A 23,406-nucleotide genomic window follows, 5' to 3' on the forward strand; every position below is an offset into this window, starting at 1 on the left:
TGGCAAGCGTAGTGGGCTCGTCCGGCAGGACGCACGCGGTTACATATTGAAGTTCGGCTCTTCTTCCTCTTCCATGCCATACCGGCGGAGGAGGTTCGGAAGATTCTGCGAGAAGGCTGCACGCGGCATCACCGTATCGCATCCCGCTTCGACGGCCTTCGCCTTCAGATCTCCCTGCAGATGCGACAGGAAGCCGATGATCGAGGTGCTGCGCTTCAGCTTTGTCTTCAGCTTGGGAATCAGCGTCAACGGCTTGGCGTTTGCATTGTTCAGGTCGAAGACGATCAAGCCTGGCCGATCTTCCTCTTCGCCGCCAACCAGCGAGGCGATTGCCTCCTTGTCGTTCTTGACGAAGGCAACCTTGACCCCGAGCTTACGCGCTGTCTCAGAGATCTTGGCGATGAAGAAGAGGTCTTCGATGAAGAAGAAGATCTTTGTCGGCGCGTCATCCGCAATTGGAATAGCGCGGCCCTGCGAGTAGTCGATAGGCTGAGAGTCACTCTGGTAGCTGCGTCCGCCACCATGGCCGTTGCTGCGGCCCTGGTAGTTGCCATTGTGCGAATCCATCGTAGAAGGCGGAGTGTCGGCGAAGTTGCCGTTCACGGCGCGATAGCTGTGGTCCATGGGGCCGACAAAGCTGCGTGGACCCCGAGACTGCTGCTTACCGCCGCCGCCCTTGCGTTTGTAGCCGCCGCTGTTATTGCCCGGCTGGTGAGTATCGCGATCGCGATAGCCGCCGCCATTGCTGCTGAATCCGCCGCCGTTGCTGCCGCTGGCCACATTGCCAGGATTCTCAGGCGAGCGTTGACGGTCACGATCCCGAAACTTCTTCTTCCAGCGTTTGCCGCTCGAGGAGGAGCCGTTCTGTTGCTGGCCGGCGTTGGCTTGAAAGCCTTGGCCACCCTGCGGTTGAAAGGTCTGCGGAGCGGCAGCACCCTGAATCGAGCCAACTGGCTGACCCGCACCCTGATCGCCGGACTGGCTTCCGGGTTGAGCGCCCTGAGGGGAGTCTCCACCCTTGCTCTTCCGCTTCCGGCGGCGACGGCGGCTGCTCTTGGACTGACCCATGCCGTGCGCGACGTTCTGCCCGGCAAATTGCGCCTCCCCGTCCTGCTGGACGGGAGACATTGTCGAACCCTGGTGAGAATCTACCTCGGGTACATTCTGCTCTGAAGTCATGCTTCCACTTCCTATTGCTTTAGATCGCAATTAACGTTCTCTCCCACGCAGAAGGCCTCTCCTGCCCCGTGAAGCTCACGGAGGAGGAACCAAACCGGTTTTGCAGCGTCGGATGAAACGGTCTCAAGTTTTACTCGAACGGACGTCTTCTATTGGTATTTGGCTGCAATCACACCGGCGAATCTGCCGGTCACGCACAGCCTGGAGCGCCAGACAGCAGCGAACCTGATTTTCACCCTCTACCTGTTTGCGACAGAGTCCGACAAATCCGGTCTACTGTAATCCTGTGTCTTCGGTCGCCAAATCTACCCAACTTCGTAGCTTTTTGATGACCACACAGTGATCGGCACCCACAGCCGGTTCACAAGGCAACTCCTAGGGTACGCCGAAAGAAGCTACTTGGCAAGAACTCTCTTCTACCACTTCCTGGGCACGATTCCCACAAAACTAGAAGGGCCGCTTAACAAAGCGGCCCTTCTACAGTAAATGGCCAGTCACTGGCCTCCTGAAAGAACTTCCGATGAAGGAAGCAGACCTCCGGACTTATGGTCCACACCATCGGTTGGGTGTAGCTTCTGCTCAGCCGGGGCGGTACTTGCACACACCGGATTCAATCCAACGTGCTCCCTTTCATGAAGAAGCAATTAGGTCGCCAAAACGCTAACCCGCAGTACACTGGCAATCTCCCGCAGAAGCTGCCAAACAGCGCCCAAAAATCTGAAAAACAGTAGATTCCCGCAAACCCATTCCATCTTTCCGTAGCATGACGGGCCTTGGCCTGCGGCGTCACCACTGGACCGCCAGCGAACCCGCTCGATTGACCCTGCTCTGGCTGGACCCTATAATCTATGTGTTCCGGCAGCCCTCTCGTTCTGTCGCCGATCTGCCCCACAGCAGGCGGTCCGAGCGAGGTAAAAGATGGGCGTGCTCTGTCTCAAGGGTGCGTTGATCGAGTGGAGGTAGGGAACGGCCCAGACGGCACGCGATGGTGCGCCAGAAGCCGTATAAGGTTTGATCAATCCCTGAAGGAGTACCACACACTACATGAATCGCACCCTCGCTCTTGTTACCGCCCTCGCTGCGGGAATGACATCCGCTGCCGCCCTGGCCCAGACCTCCGCCACGACCGCCGGCACACCAACTGCAGCTCCCACCCAGACCGCCCCAGCTCCAGCCCCCGTCGCGCCACACGCAGTCCCTGCGAAGATTGCGACCATCGAGTTCGAGCAGGTCGCCGCAGCAACCAACGAAGGACAGCGCGCCCTCCAGACCCTGCAGAAGAAGTACGAGCCCAAAGGGGCAGAGCTCCAGGCCAAGGCACAGGAGATCGATACCCTCAAAAAGCAGCTGCAGGCCGCACCGGCAACCCTGACCGAATCCGAACGCGCCTCGAAGCTCCGTGCCATCGACACCAAGGAGAAACAGCTCCAGCGCGATGGCGAAGATGCACAGCAGTCCGTCGCCGGCGAGCAGCAGCAGGTCATCGGCGTGGTTGCCAAGAAGCTCGCGCCGGTCGTGAAAAAGTATGTGGAGGACAATGGCTACACCATGCTCCTCGATATCACAGGCCAGCAGGGTGGCTCGATGAGCGTGCTCTGGACCAGCGATGGCACCGATATCTCGCGTGCCGTTCTCGAGGCTTACAACGCGTCTTCAGGCGTCGCACCTCCGGTCCCGTCCGCGCCTTCCCCAACCGCTCACCCGCACGCCTCGGCCACCCCGAAGCCTGCGCTGCCCAAGCAGTAACGCGGCTGACAGAGTTGGTCTACGGAATCTACGGAGAGTTGGCTGGTTTTAGAAACTAACCTCCGTAGGCACCCAACCTGGCCGCCGAAGACGATGTAGCCCGAAGATCCGAATCGGTCTTATCCAGAGATTTGTAACAAGCATCGTTTTGTAACAGACATCGACCATCGTTTTGTAACAGACATCGACCGACCGAAGAGATCGAAAATTTCGAAGGAGTACCACAGACCGCATGAATCGCACCCTCGTTCTTATCTCCGCGCTAGGCGCCGGATTAATGACCACCGCCGGAGTCTCCCAGACCGCTGCCGCTCCAGCTCCTGCCCCCGCTGCCGCTGCTGCCGTTGAGCCCCAGGCCATCCCCGCAAAGATTGCTCTCGTCGCGTTCGAGCAGGCCGTCTTTGCCACCAACGAAGGCCAGCGCGCCGTCCAGCAGATTCAGGACAAGTACAAGCCCAAGAAAGATCAGATCGACACCCTCTCCAAGGAGGTCGACTCGCTCAAGGCTCAACTGCAGAGTGCTCCCGCAACTCTCTCCGATGAAGAGCGCGCAACTCGCCTGCGCAACATCGACACCAAGGAGAAGGAGCTGAACCGCAACGCCGAGGATGCCCAGACCGCCTACAACGCGGATCTGCAGGAAGCCTATGGCAAGGTGGCCGCCAAAGTCTCAGTTACGCTGAAGGATTACGTCAGCAAGAATGGTTACACTCTTCTGCTCGATGTCAGCGGACAGCAGAGCAACGTGATGTGGGCCAATCAGAACACCGACGTGACCCAGGCCGTTGTGACCGCGTACAACACCACGTCCGGTGTCGCTGCGCCAGCCCCGTCCGGACCATCTTCCCCGGCCCCCACAACAGCTCGTCCACGTCCAACAACGACGCCCAAGCCCGCTGCACCGAAGCAATAACTCCAGAAGTCCACGTCAAAACGCAGCGGGGAGCGATCTCCTCGCTGCGTTTTGCTTGTTTTAGAGGGCTAAGCACAGGACTCCTGTGGAAAAACCTGTGGATTGTGGAAACCAAAACATAAGCGAAAGTCGCTCAACCGACCATCCTGCCAACCACGCCGCTTCTTCGATGTACGTCTAAGTGCATCAAAATCAGCGCATTGAAAGACCCTGTCAAAAGTAATGAGAGCTTGCGCGGGTTGACCCTCAGCAACTATCGCTGTTTCAAGGGTTTCCACAGATCGTCGTTACGACCAGGTTACAAATTTCCGCATCTAATCCCGATGTGTGCCAGAATTGCACGCAAATTGTCTGATCTAACCGCATTTCACAAAACAAAGCTTGAGTTAAAACTCGAAGTGCCTGAAACCCCTGCGCAGTCAGGCTACTCCTCGCCCACCTTGAGGACCGCAAGAAAAGCCTCCTGCGGAATATCGACCTTGCCAATCCGCTTCATCCGCTTCTTGCCCTCTTTTTGCTTCTCGAGCAGCTTACGCTTCCGGCTGATGTCGCCGCCATAGCACTTCGCGATTACATTCTTCCGAATCGCCGTCACCGTCTCACGCGCAATCACCTTCGAGCCGATCGCCGCCTGAATCGCAACCTCAAACATCTGTCGCGGAATCAGCTCCCGCATCTTCGAAACCAGCGCCCGGCCGCGTTGCTGCGCAAAATCTTTGTGAATGATGATCGAGAGCGCATCCACAGGATCGCCGCCAATCAGAATATCCATCTTCACCATCGGCGAGACCCACATCCCCGCAAGCTGATAGTCCAGCGATGCGTAACCGCGCGAGACCGTCTTCAGCCGATCGTAAAAATCCAGCACAATCTCATTCAACGGAAGCTCATAGGTAATCAGAACGCGCGTATCTGAAACGTACTCCATGTTCTGCTGCCGTCCACGCTTCTCTTCCACCAGCTTCAAGATGCCGCCAACGTACTCTTCGTTCGTCAGAATCTTCGCTACAATCACCGGCTCTTCGATCTGTTCGATCTCGGTCGTCTCCGGCCACCGCGAGGGATTATCCACCTCGCGCACGCTGCCGTCGGTCATGGTGATCTTGTAGCGCACGCCCGGCGCAGTCGTAATCAGGTCGAGATCGTACTCACGCTCCAGCCGCTCCTGAATAATCTCAAGATGCAGCAGTCCAAGAAAGCCGCAGCGAAACCCAAACCCAAGCGCCACCGAAGACTCAGGCTCAAACGAAAATGAAGCATCGTTGAGGCGAAGCTTTTCCAGCGCATCGCGCAGCATCGCGTGCTCATGCGAATCGACGGTGTAAAGCCCCGCGAACACCATGCTCTTGATATCTTCAAAACCCGGCAACGCTTCAGCACATGGATTTTCAACCGAAGTAATGGTGTCGCCGACCTTGGTATCCGCAACGTTTTTGATCGTGGCAACGAAGAAACCTACCTCGCCCGCACTCAGCTCCGCAAGCTCAACCGGCTTCGGCGTCATCACGCCCATACTCTCCACATCGAACATCTTTCCATTCGACATCACCTTAATCTTCATCCCCTTGCGCAGCCTGCCGTTGATGATGCGCGCCAGCACAATCACGCCTCTGTAGGGGTCGAACCAGCTATCGAAGATCAATGCCTGCAGTGGCGCCTCGGGATCGCCCTGAGGCGGCGGCAGCAGCGTCACAACGGCTTCAAGTATGCTCGCAACATTCAGCCCCGTCTTCGCGCTCACCGCAATCGCATCGTCCGCAGGCAGCCCCACGGACTTCTCAATCATCTCCTTCGTGCGCTCGATGTCCGCGCTGGGAAGATCGATCTTATTGATGATCGGAATAATCTCAAGCCCATTCGAGATCGCAAGATAAGCATTCGCCAGCGTCTGCGCTTCGACACCCTGCGACGCATCCACCACCAGCAGCGCTCCTTCGCACGAAGCCAGCGAGCGCGAAACCTCATAAGAAAAATCGACGTGGCCCGGCGTATCGATCAGGTTCAGCTGATAGGTATCGCCATCGTGCGCCTTGTACATCATGCGAACGGTATGGGCTTTGATCGTAATGCCGCGCTCGCGCTCCAGATCCATGGCATCCAGCACCTGGGCCTGCATCTCGCGCGAGGTCAGCGAACCGGTGAGTTCAAGCAACCGGTCGGAAAGAGTGGACTTGCCATGGTCGATATGCGCGATGATCGCGAAGTTGCGGATGTGACTTGGATCCATTTTGTAGCTGGGTAGCCTCAATATCCATCTTAACACCCATGCGTCTCTACCAGCGGCAACGGCCACGTTGCGCGAGTGGTCAGGCCGTATTGATCTCGAACGAGTTGCAGGCACCGGGCAATCCCGTCCGACGGCACTTCCGAAATCAGGCCTGTTCACAAACTCAAACTTTGCATCGCGGCGTAAGCCGCAACATCAAACCTGCATAGATTCCTGTCCAGTCCTTGCCAAGGAGGACACCATGGCGACCCAACTCTCCCCGCTCAATGCGCTCACTGCATTTGATGCCCTCGAAGTACTTCCCCACAACATTCACTCCTCCTGCGAGTTCATCCAGGCCCTGATGAAGTTGCAGCGAGCGGCGCAACTCATCACCTCTACCCTCGACCTCGATGTCCTGTTCGATCGCGTCGTAAACGATATCGCCGACGCCATCGGCTGCGTGGAGGTCTCCGTCTGGCTGCGCGAAGCGGGCGGCGACGAGCTGGTACTTCACGGCGTTCGTGGATGCTCAACCTATCGCAAAGGTGACCGCTTCAGGATTGGCGAACGAGGCATGGTCGGCCACGTCGCCGCAACCGGCGTGACGCGCTACGCCGGCGATGTAACCATCGATCCTTACTACGTTGCATGCGAACTCGACGTGCGATCTGAGGCTACAGTTCCGCTCCTGCTTCACGGCGAAGTCATCGGAGTCCTGTGCGTCGACCACAAGCGGCTCAACGCCTTCTCGGACGATCATATCGCCGTCATGGAAGCGTTGGCCGGCCACATCGCAGTGGCCATCGAAAACGCCAGGCTCTTCCGCAACGAGCGCCACGAGCGCGAACAGATGCAGCGCGAAGCAGACGATGCCCGCGCCGTCCAGCAATCGCTCTTCGTCAAGGCTGTTCCGCTCGTCTGTGGCTTCGCATTTGAAACCGCGTGGAACCCAGCCGGAGCCGTCGCTGGCGATTGGTTTGATCTGATCGACCTCGGCGACGATCGCTGCGGTATCGTACTCGCCGATGTCTCCGGAAAAGGAATGCCCGCGGCCCTGTTGATGTCGGCCACACGCGCCATCCTGCGCTCGCTGGTCAAGCTCGATCCCTCTCCGGGAAAAACGCTCATGCAGCTCAATCAGATCCTGATGGAAGACTTTCCTATGGGCAAGTTCGTCACCATGATCTATGGCGTGCTCGACGCGCGGTCCCGCGAGATCACCATCGCCAGCGCCGGACACCTCCGTCCTCTCCTCATAAACGGTTCGAGTTCCTTCCTCGACATCGACACCGGCATGCCGCTCGGACTCGGCGCAACAACGTACCCCGAATACAAGGTCACCCTCAAGCCGGGCACGCAGCTCCTCTTCTATACGGACGGCATAACCGAGGCAACGAACCACAACGAAGAAGAGTACGGCGCAGCCCGGCTGGCCGATCACTTCCTGCAGCCCTCGGCCTGTGTGGAGGGGCTCATCGAGGAGGTGTCTAGATTCAGCCACGGGTCGACCCACACCGACGACGCAACCGCCGTCCTGATACGGAGCCGGTAACCAAAATAGAGTGCTGACTCGATTGCGACAACATGCTGCCGCGTTCTGATGGGAGAGCACCGCGTCGCCTCCGCGAAGTTCTATTCGACGGTTCATTCCGTAAGCCACCGCGAATTTGCTTCTTGCACCTCGTACAATGAAAAGCGAAGATGGTGCGGATGACTTTTAGCGATTCGGTGCGAACCGTGGCACTCGTGGTGGCGTGTGCGCCGCTTGTACTGTTGGCGGGCTGCCCGCAGGATCAGACAGCGTCGCCCGGCAGCGCACCGCCTGCGACAACCGCTCCAACGATCACGCAATCTTCAACTGCAACTCCATCGAAATCCCCGCAGACCGCTCCATCCACTGAGCAGTCTATCGACAACTCCGCCCACGCCTTCAAGGTACAGCAGTTGATCAACTCCGCCGAGGCCGCCTATCGCAGCGGGGTAGACAACTATCGCGCCGGCCGTCTCGATGCTGCACGGATCGACTTCGACTCTGCTGTCGACCTTATGCTCACCAGCGGCATGGATCTCAAAACTGATCCGCAGCTCGCCGATGAGTTCGATCATCTTTTGAACGCGGTCAACTCGCTCGAGATGGCAGCCCTGAAGCAGGGCAATGGATTCTCCCCGAAGATCGAAGAGGCGCCGCTCGACACCGCCGAAGATCTTACCTTCCCCGCGAATCCTGAGCTCACCGCAAAACTGAAGGCCGAGCTGCAGACCGCGTCCGACCTGCCCCTCGTCATCAACGATCAGGTCGCAGGCTACATCGGCTACTTTGCGAACTCGCCCTCCTTCCACGCCCACATGCTTGCGAGCATGGAGCGCGCCGGAAAATACAAGACCATGATTCAGAAGGCGCTCACTGACCAGGGTGTCCCGCAGGACCTCATCTATCTCGCGGTGGCCGAATCGGGCTTTCAGCCCCAGGCGCTCAATTCGAGGTCAGGCGCAGGCGGCATGTGGCAGTTCATGCCGACCGGGGCCTACGGTCTGGCGCGCAACGGCTACTTCGACGAGCGCTTCGATCCCGAAAAATCTTCGATCGCCTACGCGAAGTACATGAAGTCCCTCTATAACCAGTTCGGCGACTGGTATCTCGCAATGGCTGCCTACGACTGGGGTCCAGGCAACGTGCAGCGTGCCGTGCAGCGGACCGGCTATGCCGACTTCTGGGAGCTCTATCGCCGCAACGCGCTGCCCAGGGAGACCCGCGACTACGTTCCAAAGATCCTCGCCGCCGTCATCATGGCCAAGAACCCAGAGAAGTACGGCCTCGACAAGATGGTGCCCAACGAACCCGTCGTCTCCGATACCGTCTCGGTCGACTACGCAATTGATCTTCGCCTGGTGGCCGATCTCACAAACTCCTCTCTCCCCGAGATCGTGGCCCTCAATCCCAGCCTCTTGCGCATGACCACGCCGGGCGACATGCCCTTCGATCTGCACATCCCCGTTGGCACGCGCGATGTCTTCACCGAGCGCCTTAAGGAGATTCCCGAGGACAAACGCAACACGTGGCGCTTTCACGTGGTCCGCTCCGGCGAGTCGCTTGACGGCATCGTCTCCTCGTTGCATGCCCGTCTCAGCGACGTCGTCACCGCGAACGGCCTCTCTCCGACGGACGACGTCGACGCAGGAGACGAGCTCGTCATCCCGGTCACCGTCGCCCAAAGCACGCGACCGCAGCGATACACCGTGCGTCGTGGCGATACTCTAATCACCGTCTCCGATCGATTCGGGGTCTCAGTCGAAGAGTTGCGGCGATGGAATCATCTCCCCTCAAGCAGCGTGAGGCCCGGTGCCTCCCTCGCAGTCGCCGAGCCGGTCAAGCTCGCGCCCGGGACGCATGTGCGCGGCAGAGGAGCTCGCAGGAGAAAGGGCGTTCGCACCGTTTCGGCCAGTGTTCATCAGGGTTCCGCGCATCCCTCCCGCGGTCGCACCAGCGCGAAGACAAGCGGAGCCTCAACCGCAACCAAGTCGACAGGCAAGAAAACTTCAGGTGCGGCGAAGCCTGGTTCCGTCACCAAAACGAAAAAGAAAGCTACACGATAAGCTACCTCGTGAAAAAGATTGCTTGCCTTCGGTAGCGCTTGGATGCATCCTGTTGCTAGAATCTCGTCCCGGGGAGTAAAGACGTTTTTTGTTGCATCGAAGCTGGTAAGACAACGCAGAGAGCGATAGAAGTAGAGAGCAGTGAGGGGATAACAACAATGATGTTCGATGACACCATCAAGCTTCACGCGACTGCAGCCGAGGACGATCATAACTTCGGCGAGGAACACGATGACGACCAGGACGATCTGAACCGCCGCTTCAGCGACGACGAAGAAGAGGAAGAGGTCACGATGACCTCGGACGATGATGAGGCTCAGCTCGACCCGGAAGACACCGACGACGATCCTCACGCCGAAGAGGCGAAGCTGTTCGCGCTGCCTCCCTCCCCGGTGCGCAGCTACGAGCCGCCAACCAGAGAGTCGGTGCCGCCGACAAAAGGCGCGTCCTCCGCAGGCACCGCAAAGCCCGCGGTGAAGAAGGCCGCACCAGCCAAAAAAGCCGCACCAGCCAAAAAGGCTGTAGCCGTGAAGAAGGCCATAGCAGTCAAGGCGCCGGCAAAGAAGGCTCCTGCGAAGAAAGCCGCCGCCAAAAAGGCCGCGAAGAAAGTCGTCGCCAAAAAAGCTGCGGCAAAGAAGTCCGCACCGAAAAAAGTTCTGGCGAAGAAGGCCGCTCCCAAGAAGGCCGCCGCCAAATCAAAATCTGCCGCGAAGAAGGTTAGTGCTCTGCGCGGCGGTAAGGTCGCCCCCAAAAAGGCGGCCGGCAACAAGAGCACTGCAAGCAGTAAAAAACTAAAGAAGAGAGGTACTACCTTGGCAACTAAGAAAGCAGCAAAGAAGGCACCAGCGAAGAAGGCAGCAGCAAAGAAGGCTCCTGCTAAGAAGGCAGCCAAGAAGGCTCCTGCTAAGAAGGCCGTAAAGAAGGCTGTAAAGAAGGCTGCTCCAAAAAAGAAGTAACTAACACCAAGGCAAGCAAATAGGCCCGGACTCCTCAATTGAGAGCCCGGGCCTTTTTGCGTCTGCTGATAAGTTCCTACTTCTTGGCGGCCGAAATCTCAGCCAGAACTTCCGTGCTGTGGACGTTTGGGTCGACCTTCTCCCAAACCTTCACCACCTTGCCGTCGGGCGAGATCAGAAACGTCTCGCGGTTGGCAAACTTCATCACGCCAAAGTTCTTCACCGGAACGCCATAGAGATCGACAACCTTGTGATTCGGATCAGCCAGCAGTTTGAAACCGAACGTATCCTTCGAGCACCACGTCTTGTGCCCCTCCACCGTATCCAGACTCACACCCAGAACCACCGCGTTCAGAGCGTCATACTTCGCAAGGTCGCGCTGAAAGTTATGTGCCTCAATCGTGCACCCGCTCGTCTGGTCCTTCGGGTAGAAGTAGAGCACCACCCACTTGCCCTTATAGTCCGCCAGACTCACCGGCTTGTCCTCCTGCGAGGGCAGGGTAAAGTTGGGCGCCACCGCTCCAGCCTGTATTGTGTCTGCGGCAGGCGCTGCATTCGCCCTGATGCCTACGCCGCACGCCGCTGCTACGCCGATGATTGCTGCGATCCAAACCGCTTTGCGCATGGTGATCCCCTTATGTCCTTCTCTTAGCTGTAGACGAATGGCCGTCGCATAACCCGCGCGCGCCGAATGTCCTGACGGCAATTCTACCCTTCCCCCACAGGCCTTTACAGGGCAATGACAAGATCTTTACTTCGCGACGATCGTAATCCCAGCCTCGTCCGCTGCGCTGAAGATCGCCGCCGGGTCGAACATCAGCGTTCTCTCCGCCTCAATCGCCAGGCAGGTGGCGCCCGCAGCCTTCATGGTCTCAATCGTCGCAACGCCAATCACAGGCACATCAAAACGCATATCCTGATTGGGTTTGGCGACCTTCACCACCGTAAGCCTGCGCCGAAGCGTCGTCTCGCCTCCCGGTTCAAACGTCCGAAAGATCTCCCCGGCACGTGCAATCGTAGCATCGGTCCCTTCCATCGCCTCCACGGCCACGCAGGCCTGCGCCGCAATCACCACCGTCTGGCCAAGATCGTAACCCGCAATCGCCTGCGCCACCCCACGCCCATAGTCGATGTCCTTCTCTTCGTTCTCATCAGGAGCCCGCCGCGTAAGCACCCCAGCCTTTGCCAGCAGCGGCTCCAGATACTGTGTCGAGGAGATCAACTCAATCCCCTCATCGCCCAGAACCTTCGCCACTGCACCCAGCAGCATATCGGTATTCCGCGTGCGCAGGTTCAGCAGTAACTTCGCCAGTCGCCAGTCCGGACGAATGCTCGAGAAGATCTGCTTATGCTTCACCTGTCCGGCCATCACGGCCCGTGTCACGCCCTCTGCGCGAAAGGTCTCGATCAGCCGGGAGAGTTCGCCGAGCGAAAGCCAGTGGACGCGAACTCCGTCATCGGCAGCCGCACGGTCGTTCATCTCAGGGTCGGTCTCCTCAGTAATCGCCGCAACCACAACCTGCAATCCATGCGCTCGCGCAGCATCCAGCAGAAGAAACGGAAAGCGCCCGTTCCCCGCAATCAACCCCAACTTCTCTGATGCACTCGATAGACTCATTTTTCCACGTCGAGACAAACTACTTGGCCGCCGCCGCAACTTCACGAGCGAGATAGATCGTCTTCCCACTCTGCGCGGACCGGCGTGCAGCATCCAGAATACGAACCACTGTAATGTTGGTGTCCAGCGAGTTCAGATCATGCTCCGGCTTCACCGTCCCGGCCAGAACCGCGGCAAGATAGTTCAACGAATCATTCTGCGGAGCCTGCAGCGGTGGCGCAGTCTCCACGTGTTCCGCCTTCTCCCCGGTCAATCGCGCGCGAAGCTTCGCACCAGGCGCAGCCTCCTCATACACCGTATCCACATAGCCCGTCGCTCCGTAGATCTCCATATCCTTCCGTGCAAAAGGCCAGTTCCACGAGCCCTGAAGGATCGCCTGCGCATGCGGATAGGTCAGAACCACCGTGCTGTCATCATCGACGTTGGGATAGATCTTCGGCTTGATCTGCAGCGTAACCGCAGTCACCGAAATCGGAAGCTCCCCATGCAGAATCCACGTCGCAAGATCCACTCCATAGCAGCCAAAGTCGAACAGAGCACCCGCACCATTCTGCTTCGGATCCGTCAGCCAGGTCAAAAACTCCGGATCAACCCCAATCTCCTTCGGACCCTCGTGGCCGTCATGCACCACCAGCTTGCGCAGATCGCCAATCTTGCCCTCTTCCAGCATCTTCACCGCAGCAGTGTTCGAGTTGTACCAGGTCGTCTCATAGTTGGTCAGTACAGGAACGTTGTACCTCTCGGACAGAGCCTGAATCGCAAGCGCGTCCTCCACCGTAGTGGCCAGCGGCTTCTCCACCATCGCCGCAATATGAAGCGGCGCAGCCTCCTCAATCGCTGCTCGGTGCCCCGCAATCGACGTATAAACCAGAATCGCCTGCGGTTGCGTATGCTTCAACATCTCCGCTTCGGTCGCGAAGAACAGATCTCCCGACAGGTGAGTCTTCGCAATATACTTCTGGCGCAGCGCTGGATCAGGATCGGAGATGCCCACAAGCGTGATCTCAGGATGAGCCGCAAGCTTACCCAGGAAACCCTGCACGTGGCCATGAACCAGTCCAACAATAGCCACGCGCACAGGCGGTGCCGCTTGAGCCTCACCGGCTGTTGAAAGAGAGAGAGTCGCGGCGAGAAGGGAAGCAGCAACGACGAAACGATTCGCAAACGGCAAGATCATAGCGGACCAACTCCAATCGGATTCTGTGTGCTGAAGACTGCGAAACTCTTACTTGATAATCCCACGCTCGCTGTTAGCAATAAAGTCGGCGAGATACGCCACATGCTCCCCCGCGCCGCCGGAGGCGATCGTCTCGCGGATAGCCGCCAGGGCATCAGTGGTGTTGAGCTTCGAAGCAAGCAGCGTGCGATAAGCCACGCGTAGCTCCTTCAGCTGTTGCGGAGTAAATCCCCGCCGCTCCAAACCGACCTTGTTCAAACCGTAGGCGTGGTTGTTTCGTTCAATCGAAGTCAGCGAGTACGGAAGTACATTCTGCGTAATCGTCGTCCCACCCCCGATATAAGCGTACCTCCCGATCCGGCAGAACTGATGCACCGGACACAGCGCACCAACCACCGCATAGTCTTCCACCGTCACATGCCCCGCCAGCGTAGCCGAGTTCGCAAGAATACATCCATTGCCGATCTGCGAGTCATGCCCAATGTGCGTATACGCCATAATCAGGCACTCACTCCCGACCCTGGTAGTTCCACCGCCGCCCTGGGTCCCGCGCGAGATCGTTACATACTCCCGAATCGTGTTGCCATCGCCGATCTCCAACCGCGTCGGCTCGCCCGCATACTTTAAATCCTGCGGCGAGATTCCGAGGCACGCAAACGAAAAGACACGATTCCCGCGCCCCATCGTAAGATGCCCGTCGAGCACGACATGCGAAATCAGCTCACACTCCTCGCCCACCACAACATCAGGGCCAACCGTGCAGTAAGGACCAACCGTGCAGCTTGCAGGAATCTTCGCTCCCGCCGCAACGATCGCTGTCGGATGTATGCTCACTCCGCAGGAGCCTCCGGCGCCGCCTTCTTTACCACCCGCGGCACCACCTGACACATCACCGTAGCGTCGCACACCAGCTTGCCATCCACCGTGATGTTCCCCAGCATCTTCACCGCGCGGCTCCTCCACTGCTGCACCGTCACCTCGATGCGAAGCTGATCCCCCGGCAGCACCGGCCGCCGAAACCGCGCACTCTCAATCCCGGTAAACACCATCAGCTTCTGGTCGCGATCTGGAATCTCCGTCAGCAGCAGCGCCCCACCCGTCTGCGCGATAGCCTCCACCATCAGAACCCCGGGCATAATCGGGTAGTCCGGAAAGTGCCCCTGAAAGTGCGGCTCGTTGATCGTCACATTCTTGATCGCCACAATCCGCTGTTTCCGCTCCATCTCAATCACGCGGTCGATCAGCAAAAAAGGGTAGCGGTGCGGCAGCAGGGACATGATCTCGAGGATGTCCATCGTAGTGCGTGCCGCAATCTGTTCGTCGGCAATCTGATCCGTCGTAGTCTCACTCATGGCAAAGATGAGTATAAACGCCAGACCTATCATCGCGACCAACGGGAGCGCCAACCGAAGGGGTATATCCGTCACGAAGTGACCGCCGCCCGCGCAGGGCGCCCGTCCGGCAGGACTACCCCGCCGGCTGCAGCTGCGCCCCCGGAGTCGACCGCGAGATCTCCAGCTCCTCCGGCGTCATATCCACCGCAATATCCGCAAACAGCGGCGTACTCAGGTACCGCTCTCCCGTATCCGGCAGCATGCACAGCACAGTCGACCCCTTCGCCGCCTCCGCGCACACCTTCAGCGCCCCGGCAAAGGTCGCACCCGACGTAATCCCCACGAAGATCCCCTCCTTCAGCGCCAGCTCCCGGCTGCACTTGATCGCATCGGCGTTCGCAATCCGGATCACCTGGTCGATCCGGTGTTCATCAATCGCATCCTGCGTCAGGCTCGAGATAAAATCCGGGCTCCAACCCTGCTGTGGATGCGGAGTCCACGCCGGGTGGCTCCCCGAAGGTGTCCGATCCGCATTCCGCGGCTGTGCCTCCCCGCTCGAGATCATCGGTGCCACATCCGGCTCACACACCACAATCTTCGTCTCCGGCCGCTTCTCCGCCAGCACCCGAGCCACACCCTTCAGCGTCCCCCCCGTACCAAAACCCGTCACCCAGTAATCCAGCCGGTCGCCCTCAAAGTCCCTCAGAATCTCCTGCGCCGTCGTCCGCGAGTGCATCTCCGCATTCGCCTCATTCTCAAATTGCAGCGTCCTGAACCACCCATGCTTCTCCGCCAGCTCATTAGTCTTCTTGATCATCCCCACGGCCCGCTCTGCCGCCGGCGTCAGCACAATCTTCGCCCCCAGAAACCGCATCAGCTTCCGCCGCTCAATGCTGAACGTCTCCGCCATCACCACCACCAGCGGATACCCCTTCTGCGCGCACACCATCGCCAACCCAATGCCCGTGTTCCCGCTCGTAGCTTCAATCACCGTCTGCCCCGGCTTCAGCGTCCCACGGCGCTCCGCATCCTCAATCACACCCAGCGCCAGCCTGTCCTTCACTGACCCCAGCGGATTGAACGCCTCCACCTTCACATAAAGATCCACATCCGGCGGCGCAAGCTTGTTGATGCGAACCACCGGCGTATCTCCTACCGTCTCCAGAATATTTGCGAACTTCCGTTTCATATCGTCTCGCTCCTTCAGTCTGCACAGAGTCTACTCATGCCCGGTCGTCTTACTGCTTTTTCTTCAGCAACACATCCGGATTGAACATATCCGGAGCCGCATCCACGTCATACTCCACCTTCAGCAGAAACGTCTCGCTCGCCAGATCCCCATTGTGATATCTGCTGATCGTCACCGCCGTCGGAAGCCCCTGGATCGTGTGGTAGTCCGCATACTCCTCCGCGTCTTCGTCGTAGTCCTTGAAGGTCTCATTCCTCCACTCAAAGGTACGCCGCAACGGCAGATGCGTCGTTGCATCCAGGTACAGCGTCACCCCGTCGTTGTTCGCCGAAAGAATCGACACCTTGTCCGCCAACTGCCGCTCCACCATGCTCGTCCCCTCATACACCACCACCACCCCCGGAGCCTTCAGCCACGTATTCACCACCGCCTCCACCGAGTGCTCCTGCCGCCGGTAGAAATCCTCGACCTGATCCTTAGGCAGCTCAACCCGGCCCTTATACGTCACCTCGTACCCCTTGCCCGCCGTCCATATCTGCACAATATCGATCTTCTTACCTGGCAGAAGGATGCTCTTATCCGTAATAAATCCCACCCGCAGCGCCGCGAACCGGTCAGCCGTCGCAAACTGCCGCGTTGAAGTAAAGTCAATCACAATCCCCGTAGGCGTACCGTGAAAGAACCGCCCGATATGCCCAAGCTCCCGCATATTCCGTCGATGGAGCCACGCATCCCCCCCCAGCGCCTCCACCATCTCATCCAGCAGCTTGCGCCCACGCTGCTCTGGCGTCTGTCCCGCAGGCATCACGGGCGCAGCACTGGGAATCTCGCTGGCCTGCGACCACAGCGACTGAGTCGACGCCAGACCAAGGACGAGCACTATGCCGAAGTTCAGAATGCGTCTAATAATCTTCACGATCTCCTTGTCGTCATCCTGACCCTGAGCGAAGTCGAACGGGGAAGGATCCCCGTATTTCGTTGTTGTTTGTTCCTGCCTGTAACGCTCATCCGACCAGCACCGCGCCGCCATTCACATTGAAGATCTCGCCCGAGATAAACCCAGCGAACGGCGTACAAAGAAAAAGTACAGGAGCAGCAATCTCATCCACATGCGCCGGCCGCCCCAGCGGGATCAGAGACAGCAGCTTCTTCGAGACCACAGGGTCGCTCAGCACCCCAGCCGAAGCATCGGTCGCCACCCATCCCGGCGCAACGCAGTTGCAATAAATCCCCTCGCCGATCAGCTCCGTCGACAAGCTCTTCGTCAAGCTGATCAGCGCCCCCTTCGTAGCCGCATAGTCCACATGGAACGCCTCGCCCCGCTGCCCCGCGGTAGAGCTGATCAAAACAATATGCCCCCGCGCCGACCCAACCTGCGCCTGAGCCTTCGGCTGAATCTTCATCTGCGCCACCGCCGTCCGCACCACACCAAACACGCTATCCAGATTCGTCCCCATCGTCGAACGCCACTGCTCACTAGTCATCTCCGCGATCGGCGCATCATGAGCAGGCCACACCCCATGATTCAGAATCGCGCAGTCCACCCGCCCGAACGCTGCCACCGCAGCACGCACCAGCGCCGCGCCATCCTCCGGGGTAGACAAAGTCTGCTCCACCGCACGGCACACCGCCGCACCGCCGCACTCAGCAACAATTGCCTCGGCCTCCTTCGTCGCAGACCGGTAGTTGAAGACCACCTTCGCCCCCGCCTGCCGAAACATCCGCACCGTCGCCGCGCCGATCCCGCGTGAGCCGCCCGTAATCAGCGCAACCCTCCCGGCCAGCGACATCGTCACACCAGAGCCACCGCTACTCAACATAGATTCCACTTATCCAATCATTCTTCTTGACGCCATTGAAGCACACACAGAGAATTCTCTACCAGATCCCCTCGAAGGAGTTCGCCGACCATGAAAATCGCCGTCCTGATCGCACGCATTCTGCTTGGACTAGTCTTTCTCGTATTTGGTCTCAACGCCTTCTTCCACTTCATCCCCATGCAGCCCATCCCTGGCGACGCCGGCGTCATGGCCACTCTCATGTACACTCACGGCTGGCTCACCTTCCACGGTGTCCTCTACACCGTCGCCGGCATCCTTTTGATCGTAGGCCGCTACGTCCCCGTAGCCCTGGTGATCCTCGGCCCAATCCTTGTCAATATCCTCGTCTTCCACCTGACCCTGACCGGAGGCGCAGGAATCGGACCCGGCCTCGTCTGCACTGTCCTGGAGATCTTCCTCATCTGGGCCTACTGGCCAGCCTTCGAAGGAATCTTCACCCCCAACGGCCTCCGAGCCTAGCTGCTGTCCGCTTTCGTCTTCCGAACCGATGTAGCGAAGGCTCTCAGCTCTTCCTCGCGGCGGCTTCGAGTGCGGTCAGATCCATCTTGATCATCCCCATCATGGCTTGCATCGCTTTGGGGTGATTGACCAACTCGCCGATATGGCGTGGCACAATCTGCCAACAGAGGCCGTAGCGGTCTGTCAGCCAGCCGCAGGCCATCGGTTTGCCGCCTTCGATCAACTTGCCCCAATAGCTGTCGATCTCCTCCTGGGAGTCGCAGCGGACAAAGAACGAGAAGGCGGGGCTGAGCTGATGCGCGGGGCCGCCATTGAGAAAGACCATCTCCTGCCCTTCAAGCTCGATCGTGATCGTGGCAATCTTGCCCACGGGCCACGGACCAACGCCCTTGGAACGCAGCTCGTCGAGCCGGCGCGCATGCGGAAAGACGCTCAGGTAAAACTCTGCAGCTTCTTCCGCGTTGTCATCGAACCACAGGAATGGCGCAACTTTGTTCATGGTTGGCATGGTAGCAATGGGAACTCCGTGACGACAAGCCGACCTATCTTTACTGTCCGCTTACGAACATCTTTTCTCGATTCTGGACGAAACAGTGTGCCGCCGAGAGAGATACCCGTCGCAACAAACTGAAATCGAGGCACTTGCTGCGAAGCCGTTTGGTTGAAGGAATGCTGTACCGCTTTGACAGTTTTTTGTCGCGCCGGGAGGCCTCTGATGCAGACACTGCTCCAGGATCTACGATTCAGCGTTCGCACCCTGCGTAAGTCGCCCGGCTTCGCGCTTACCGCCATTCTTACTTTGGCGCTGGGAATCGGCTCAGTCACCTCGGTCTTCAGCGTCGTAGACTCCGTCCTGCTGAAGCCGTTCGCCTTCCCGCAGCCGAACCGCCTGGTCGTGCTGCGTGAGACAACACGCGAGATGAACGGCGCTCCCAGTCCCGACAACTACAAACACTATCTCAACTGGAAGGCCAACTCGAAGACTCTCGCTGATGCGGCGATCTTTCGCAACGATACCTTCAGTGTCTCTTCGGGTACGGATCATCCGGAGATCTTGGGAGGGTTGGATATCTCTCCGGAGTTCTTCTCAGTGCTTGGCGTGGAGCCTATGCTGGGACGAAGCTTCCTGCCGTCCGAAACGGTCAAAGGTCACGATAGTGTTGTCATACTGGCCTGGAGCGCCTGGCAGAGATACTTTGCCGGTGACCCTGGCGTGATCGGTCGCACCTTGACTATAGGTGGAATCCCCCAAACGGTGGTTGGCGTTCTACCGCAAGCCTTCAGCTTTCCCCACATGAACGAGATGGCTACCGCCGTCTCCCAGCGCGAGGTCCACGCCTACGAGATCTTTCAACCGCTCGTCCCATATCCCAGCTTTATGAACGATACTGGCGGCTACGATTTCCTCGTAGTTGGCCGTATGAAAGCAGGCATCTCCCCGGCGCAGGTGGAGAGCGAACTGGGCGGCCTGCAACAGGCCTTCGTGAAGAATGCTCATATTGCTCTGCATCCGTGGATCGTTGTGGAATCGCTGAAGCAGGAGGTGGCCGGCGGCGTGAGCACGGCGTTGTGGCTGCTGCTGGCCGCTGTCGGTGCGGTATTGCTGATCGCCTGCGTGAATCTGGCAAACCTGCAAATGGCCCGCGCCGTCGCGCGCGAACGCGAGGTGGCCGTGCGGGCAGCGCTTGGTGCAAGCCGGAGACGGCTGATGCGCTCCACGTTGATGGACAGCGTCGTTCTGGCCGTGGCCGGAGGAGCGCTGGGGCTCCTGCTGTCGTTTACCGGGGTGCGACTCTTTATCGCGGCAGCTCCCTCCAGCTTGCCCCGGCTGAACGAGACACACGTGAGTTGGCCGATTCTACTTGCCGCAGCAGGACTGTCGATTTTGACGGCTTTACTGTTTGGTGTGCTTCCCGCAATGCGGTCGATGCGGGTCGATCCGCAGTCGGCGATGCAGGCCAGCTCCAATCGCGTCGCTAACTCTCGTCAGGGACAGCGAACGCGCAATCTCCTTGTTGCCGGGGAAGTGGCCTCCACGGTAGTGTTGCTGATCGTTACTGGGCTCATAATGCGTAGTTTTTCACGGCTGCTGATGAAGCAGCGCGAGTTCGACTCCAGTCATGTCACGTTAGCGCAGGTGGATCTCGATGCGCCACAGTACGGCGACACGATGAATGGCTCGGATAAGGTACGGGCGCAATTTATGGATCGCGCACTCGAGAGCCTGGGCCAGATGCCTGGTGTGCAATCGGTAGCTATGACGAGCGAGATGCCGCTCGCAGGCGAGACGTGGATAGACGGCATCTACCGGCCGGATCATCCAGTGCCGCAAAATCAGGAGCCCACCGCAAATATGCGTTGGGTCAGCCCGAGTTACCTCGATACGCTCAGGATTCCCCTGATCGAGGGGCGGAATCTTCAGGCGTCGGATCGGGACCATCCGACGAACGCACTGATCTCTCAGCAGACGGCCCGCGCCATATGGCCCGGCGAAGACCCTCTCGGAAAGACCTTCACGACCGGAGACACCGATACATTCACCGTCGTCGGCGTGGTCGCCGATGCGCGTATCAACGACCTTAAGAAGACAGCCAGCATGATCTACCTGCCGTACTGGCAGAACCCCTGGTGGCGGGCGTATTTTCTCGTCCGCAGTTCGCAGCCTGCGTCCGCGCTCACCGATTCCATTCGCCGTGAGGTATGGAAGATCGATCCGCAGGTAGCGATTCCGGTGCTCAAATCACTCGACGATCAGGTGAATGATTCGGTGGCAACCGAACGTTTCCAGACGATGCTTCTAGGGAGCTTCGGCTTGGCGGCGCTTCTGCTTGCTCTGCTCGGGGTCTATGGCGTACTGGCTTATTCGGTCTCGTTGCGCGAGCAGGAGTTCGGGATTCGTATGGCGCTCGGCTCCGGCAAAGCGGCGTTGATGCGGCACGTCGTACAACAGGCGGCTGTCTCAGTGGTCGGGGGTGTGGTTACGGGACTGGTGCTTGCCTCGGTGGCAACACGTTGGGTCGCAAGTCTACTCTACGAAACCAGGGCTGCCGATCCGGTAGCCGTCTCGGCTAGTGTCGCAATATTACTCGTTGCGTCGCTTCTGGCAACACTGCTGCCCGCCCACCGCGCAGCCTCGGTGGACCCCATAAAAGCCCTCAAAATGGAATAGACGGGTCCGTAATTTTTACGCTTGGAATAAAGGCCGCCAGAAGCAATCAAACCGCTCACCGGCCTTTAGTAGCCTTCGCAGCCAGCACCTTCCTGCGCTCCGCAATCAACCGCTTCTGCTGAGTCGCAGGCATCTCAAGCACCGCGCGAACCTTTGGCGGCAGCTTCGCCAGCGTCAGCCCATGCGCCGCACTCAGCTCCCGCTCCCACTCCGCCTTGCGAAATACACTCCATCCCGCCACCGCGACCCAGAAGATGCGAGCCACGTACGGCGCGGGAAAGATCCCATCCACCTCTAGCAGCTCTGGGTAACGCTCCGGCCCGGCGAGGTACGAGATCACGCGAGCCCTCTCACTCCGCTCCTGTCCCTCGCTCTGGTCCAGCGGCAGCATCACAAACATCTTGCCGCCAATCGCCTTATCCCCCGCCCAGAACAAAAGCCCGCCCCACTGCGCCGTCTCCACCACATGCGGCAGACTCAGCAGATACGCGCGAACCCGTTCCACGTCCATCCCGGCAGTATAGTCCGTGCGTTAGGCAGCCTTACGATGCGGATTCGGCTTGCCTTGCTTCTCCAGCTTGCTCGCGGCGGCAGCCTTCTGCGTCGCGCGTTTTGTAGCCTTACTGTGTTTACCAGGCTCCGGCTCACAGCTTCCCTTCGTGCCAGGCGTCTTCCCCGGGGTAGGTTCAAAGCCTGGCCAGCACGGATTGCTCTTCTTGGAACTTGAGGTCTTCTTGCTTGATGTCTTTGACCTAGAGGTTTTCACTGATTTCTTTGCAGTCGCTTTCTTCGCGGTTGTCATCGTAGCTAAGATGATCTGTTCGCAGCGGTCCGATGTCCAGAGAACATAAGGCATTTCAACGCGATAACAATTAGCTCGAGGATTTTTCGAGCGTTAAATCACACAGTCGATGCGCAAACAAGGCAGGAACTCAGGATATATCTCCTTGATTGACGCACCCGATGCGATTATTCTGTGTCAAAGTCGAGAAGGAACACGCACCGCGATCCTTCTCCATCGACAGGACTGGAGGGTTGAATGGCTGCAAGCGAAGGATTTCACCGCATCACCACTCTCGGACGGAGAATAGCTGTAAGCGGTGCGCTCGTGCTTCTGCTCGGCTTCTTCATTCGGCTATGGGAATCAAGGGCAATCACGCCGATGTATTCTGCTGCTCGATTCTTCCTCGGCCCCGGTTATCTTCTGATGCTAGTTGGCGGGCTGCTTCTCATCGTTGCATGGATTGGAGAAGGCTTTATTGCGAACCGCGACTCCGGGATTCCCTCCGCGTAGCTCGTCGCTCCTCAACGCAGTCGTAAACGAATAGCTCCCTTTGCCGTGGAAGGATCAACCACCTGCCCATGCTGCGTCACCACGATCTTCCCTGCCGCAACCAGCCGTCGGGCCGCAGCCCGTGCAGGCTCCATCAAACCCTCCCAATCCCGCCGGCTCTCCAGCCCACCCACCGCCTTCGCCGCCTCCGAAGGACAGATCGTCTTATCCCGCCCCCGCTCCGCCAACAGCTCAAGGATCGTTGCTTCGAGCGCAGCGTCCAACTCCCCGGGCTTGTGCCCTCTGCACGCATCGCTGCAATACTTGATCACATCCCAGTCACGCTCCCACTTCTTGCGCCACTCAAACGAGCGCCCACACGTCTTGCAGATCTTGTCCTTGTGCGGGGTCATGCGTTCGGGTTTGCGCTTGCGGTCCGGCATAAAAAGAAGGAGCAGAAGCCCACATAAAAGAAGGGTTAGAAGCCCATAAAAAGAAGGATGCAGGGAGACGCGGAGCCATCCCTTCACCTAATGTAAATTCCTGAAAAATTTTGCAAAAAGTTGGCGTATTTTTTAGCCCCGGAAAAATGACGGCTAAAACACCACGTCAACCACGCAAATCACCACATCTTCACCACAAAAAACCACCACAAAACACACCAAATTTCACAAAACCCCCAGCAAAAGACCACTTCGATACCCAGCATTTTTTTTCCCGCAGAACCATCCGGATTTAGGAGAGACTTG

The 23,406-nt window shown here is 58.6% G+C and carries 21 protein-coding genes; 8 read left to right on the plus strand and 13 right to left on the minus strand.

Translation table 11 applies throughout. From position 1 onward, the window contains the following. Nucleotides 1-39: 39 nt before the first annotated feature. A complete protein-coding gene (locus HDF08_RS20565) occupies nt 40-1,179 on the minus strand; it encodes a response regulator (protein WP_179640513.1) in 1,140 nt (379 codons plus the stop codon). Between the two features lie 1,044 nt (nt 1,180-2,223). Here HDF08_RS20565 and HDF08_RS20570 point away from each other — a divergent pair. Beyond that, a complete protein-coding gene (locus HDF08_RS20570; protein ID WP_179640514.1) occupies nt 2,224-2,925 on the plus strand; it encodes an OmpH/Skp family outer membrane protein in 702 nt (233 codons plus the stop codon). A 232-nt stretch (nt 2,926-3,157) separates the two neighbouring features. After that, nucleotides 3,158-3,838 (plus strand): OmpH/Skp family outer membrane protein, encoded by a 681-nt coding sequence (locus HDF08_RS20575; RefSeq protein ID WP_179640515.1) that lies wholly within the window; start codon nt 3,158-3,160, stop codon nt 3,836-3,838. A gap of 424 nt (nt 3,839-4,262) precedes the next feature. Here the strand turns inward: HDF08_RS20575 and lepA are convergent, their stop codons facing one another. Next, nucleotides 4,263-6,065, minus strand: coding sequence for a translation elongation factor 4 (gene lepA / locus HDF08_RS20580; RefSeq protein ID WP_179640516.1), 1,803 nt, complete (start codon nt 6,063-6,065; stop codon nt 4,263-4,265). Between the two features lie 241 nt (nt 6,066-6,306). On the opposite strand from lepA, the gene HDF08_RS20585 reads away from it, so the two are divergent. The 3 genes from HDF08_RS20585 (at nt 6,307) to HDF08_RS20595 (ending at nt 10,597) form a co-directional block, all read left to right on the plus strand. Further along, entirely contained in the window at nt 6,307-7,599 is a 1,293-nt protein-coding gene (locus tag HDF08_RS20585) for a PP2C family protein-serine/threonine phosphatase (protein WP_179640517.1), read from the plus strand. Between the two features lie 158 nt (nt 7,600-7,757). Next, complete coding sequence (locus HDF08_RS20590) at nt 7,758-9,641, plus strand: lytic transglycosylase domain-containing protein (RefSeq protein WP_179640518.1); 1,884 nt, start codon at nt 7,758-7,760, stop codon at nt 9,639-9,641. Between the two features lie 158 nt (nt 9,642-9,799). Next, entirely contained in the window at nt 9,800-10,597 is a 798-nt protein-coding gene (locus HDF08_RS20595) for a hypothetical protein (protein WP_179640519.1), read from the plus strand. A gap of 76 nt (nt 10,598-10,673) precedes the next feature. Here the strand turns inward: HDF08_RS20595 and HDF08_RS20600 are convergent, their stop codons facing one another. The 8 genes from HDF08_RS20600 to HDF08_RS20635 form a co-directional block, all read right to left on the minus strand. Continuing rightward, nucleotides 10,674-11,222: a peroxiredoxin gene (locus HDF08_RS20600; protein WP_179640520.1), complete on the minus strand. Its 549-nt coding sequence runs from the start codon at nt 11,220-11,222 to the stop codon at nt 10,674-10,676. Nucleotides 11,223-11,348: 126 nt separating this feature from the next. Continuing rightward, nucleotides 11,349-12,215 carry an LpxI family protein gene (locus tag HDF08_RS20605; RefSeq protein WP_179640521.1) on the minus strand — a complete coding sequence of 289 codons (867 nt, stop codon included), beginning with the start codon at nt 12,213-12,215 and terminating at the stop codon, nt 11,349-11,351. Nucleotides 12,216-12,234: 19 nt separating this feature from the next. After that, nucleotides 12,235-13,392, minus strand: coding sequence for a Gfo/Idh/MocA family protein (locus HDF08_RS20610; protein WP_179640522.1), 1,158 nt, complete (start codon nt 13,390-13,392; stop codon nt 12,235-12,237). Between the two features lie 48 nt (nt 13,393-13,440). After that, the gene (lpxA, locus tag HDF08_RS20615) at nt 13,441-14,226 is read right to left on the minus strand and encodes an acyl-ACP--UDP-N-acetylglucosamine O-acyltransferase (protein WP_179640523.1); all 786 of its coding nucleotides are present in this window, start codon (nt 14,224-14,226) and stop codon (nt 13,441-13,443) included. Beyond that, nucleotides 14,223-14,687 (minus strand): 3-hydroxyacyl-ACP dehydratase FabZ, encoded by a 465-nt coding sequence (fabZ, locus tag HDF08_RS20620; protein ID WP_373563249.1) that lies wholly within the window; start codon nt 14,685-14,687, stop codon nt 14,223-14,225. The genes lpxA and fabZ overlap by 4 nt, the downstream gene beginning before the upstream one ends. Before the next feature lie 172 nt (nt 14,688-14,859). After that, entirely contained in the window at nt 14,860-15,915 is a 1,056-nt protein-coding gene (gene cysK, locus HDF08_RS20625) for a cysteine synthase A (protein WP_179640524.1), read from the minus strand. Between the two features lie 49 nt (nt 15,916-15,964). Continuing rightward, a complete protein-coding gene (locus tag HDF08_RS20630; RefSeq protein ID WP_179640525.1) occupies nt 15,965-16,831 on the minus strand; it encodes a hypothetical protein in 867 nt (288 codons plus the stop codon). A gap of 88 nt (nt 16,832-16,919) precedes the next feature. Then, nucleotides 16,920-17,735 (minus strand): SDR family NAD(P)-dependent oxidoreductase, encoded by an 816-nt coding sequence (locus tag HDF08_RS20635; protein ID WP_179640526.1) that lies wholly within the window; start codon nt 17,733-17,735, stop codon nt 16,920-16,922. A gap of 90 nt (nt 17,736-17,825) precedes the next feature. Between HDF08_RS20635 and HDF08_RS20640 the strand changes: the two genes are divergently transcribed. Beyond that, a complete protein-coding gene (locus HDF08_RS20640; protein ID WP_179640527.1) occupies nt 17,826-18,215 on the plus strand; it encodes a DoxX family membrane protein in 390 nt (129 codons plus the stop codon). A 43-nt stretch (nt 18,216-18,258) separates the two neighbouring features. On the opposite strand, the gene HDF08_RS20645 is transcribed toward HDF08_RS20640, so the two are convergent. Next, a complete protein-coding gene (locus tag HDF08_RS20645; protein WP_306459734.1) occupies nt 18,259-18,723 on the minus strand; it encodes a VOC family protein in 465 nt (154 codons plus the stop codon). A 207-nt stretch (nt 18,724-18,930) separates the two neighbouring features. Between HDF08_RS20645 and HDF08_RS20650 the strand changes: the two genes are divergently transcribed. Beyond that, nucleotides 18,931-21,384, plus strand: coding sequence for an ABC transporter permease (locus HDF08_RS20650; RefSeq protein ID WP_179640528.1), 2,454 nt, complete (start codon nt 18,931-18,933; stop codon nt 21,382-21,384). A 55-nt stretch (nt 21,385-21,439) separates the two neighbouring features. Here HDF08_RS20650 and HDF08_RS20655 read toward each other — a convergent pair whose 3' ends face one another. Further along, nucleotides 21,440-21,895: an MmcQ/YjbR family DNA-binding protein gene (locus tag HDF08_RS20655; RefSeq protein WP_179640529.1), complete on the minus strand. Its 456-nt coding sequence runs from the start codon at nt 21,893-21,895 to the stop codon at nt 21,440-21,442. Between the two features lie 528 nt (nt 21,896-22,423). Here HDF08_RS20655 and HDF08_RS20660 point away from each other — a divergent pair. Beyond that, a complete protein-coding gene (locus tag HDF08_RS20660) occupies nt 22,424-22,678 on the plus strand; it encodes a hypothetical protein (protein WP_179640530.1) in 255 nt (84 codons plus the stop codon). Between the two features lie 11 nt (nt 22,679-22,689). Here HDF08_RS20660 and HDF08_RS20665 read toward each other — a convergent pair whose 3' ends face one another. Continuing rightward, a complete protein-coding gene (locus HDF08_RS20665; protein WP_353070265.1) occupies nt 22,690-23,187 on the minus strand; it encodes a DUF3253 domain-containing protein in 498 nt (165 codons plus the stop codon). Between the last annotated feature and the right edge of the window lie 219 nt (nt 23,188-23,406).

Origin of the sequence: Tunturiibacter empetritectus (assembly GCF_013410875.1) — a bacterium.
In the GTDB taxonomy this organism is placed as follows: Bacteria; Acidobacteriota; Terriglobia; order Terriglobales; family Acidobacteriaceae; genus Edaphobacter; species Edaphobacter empetritectus.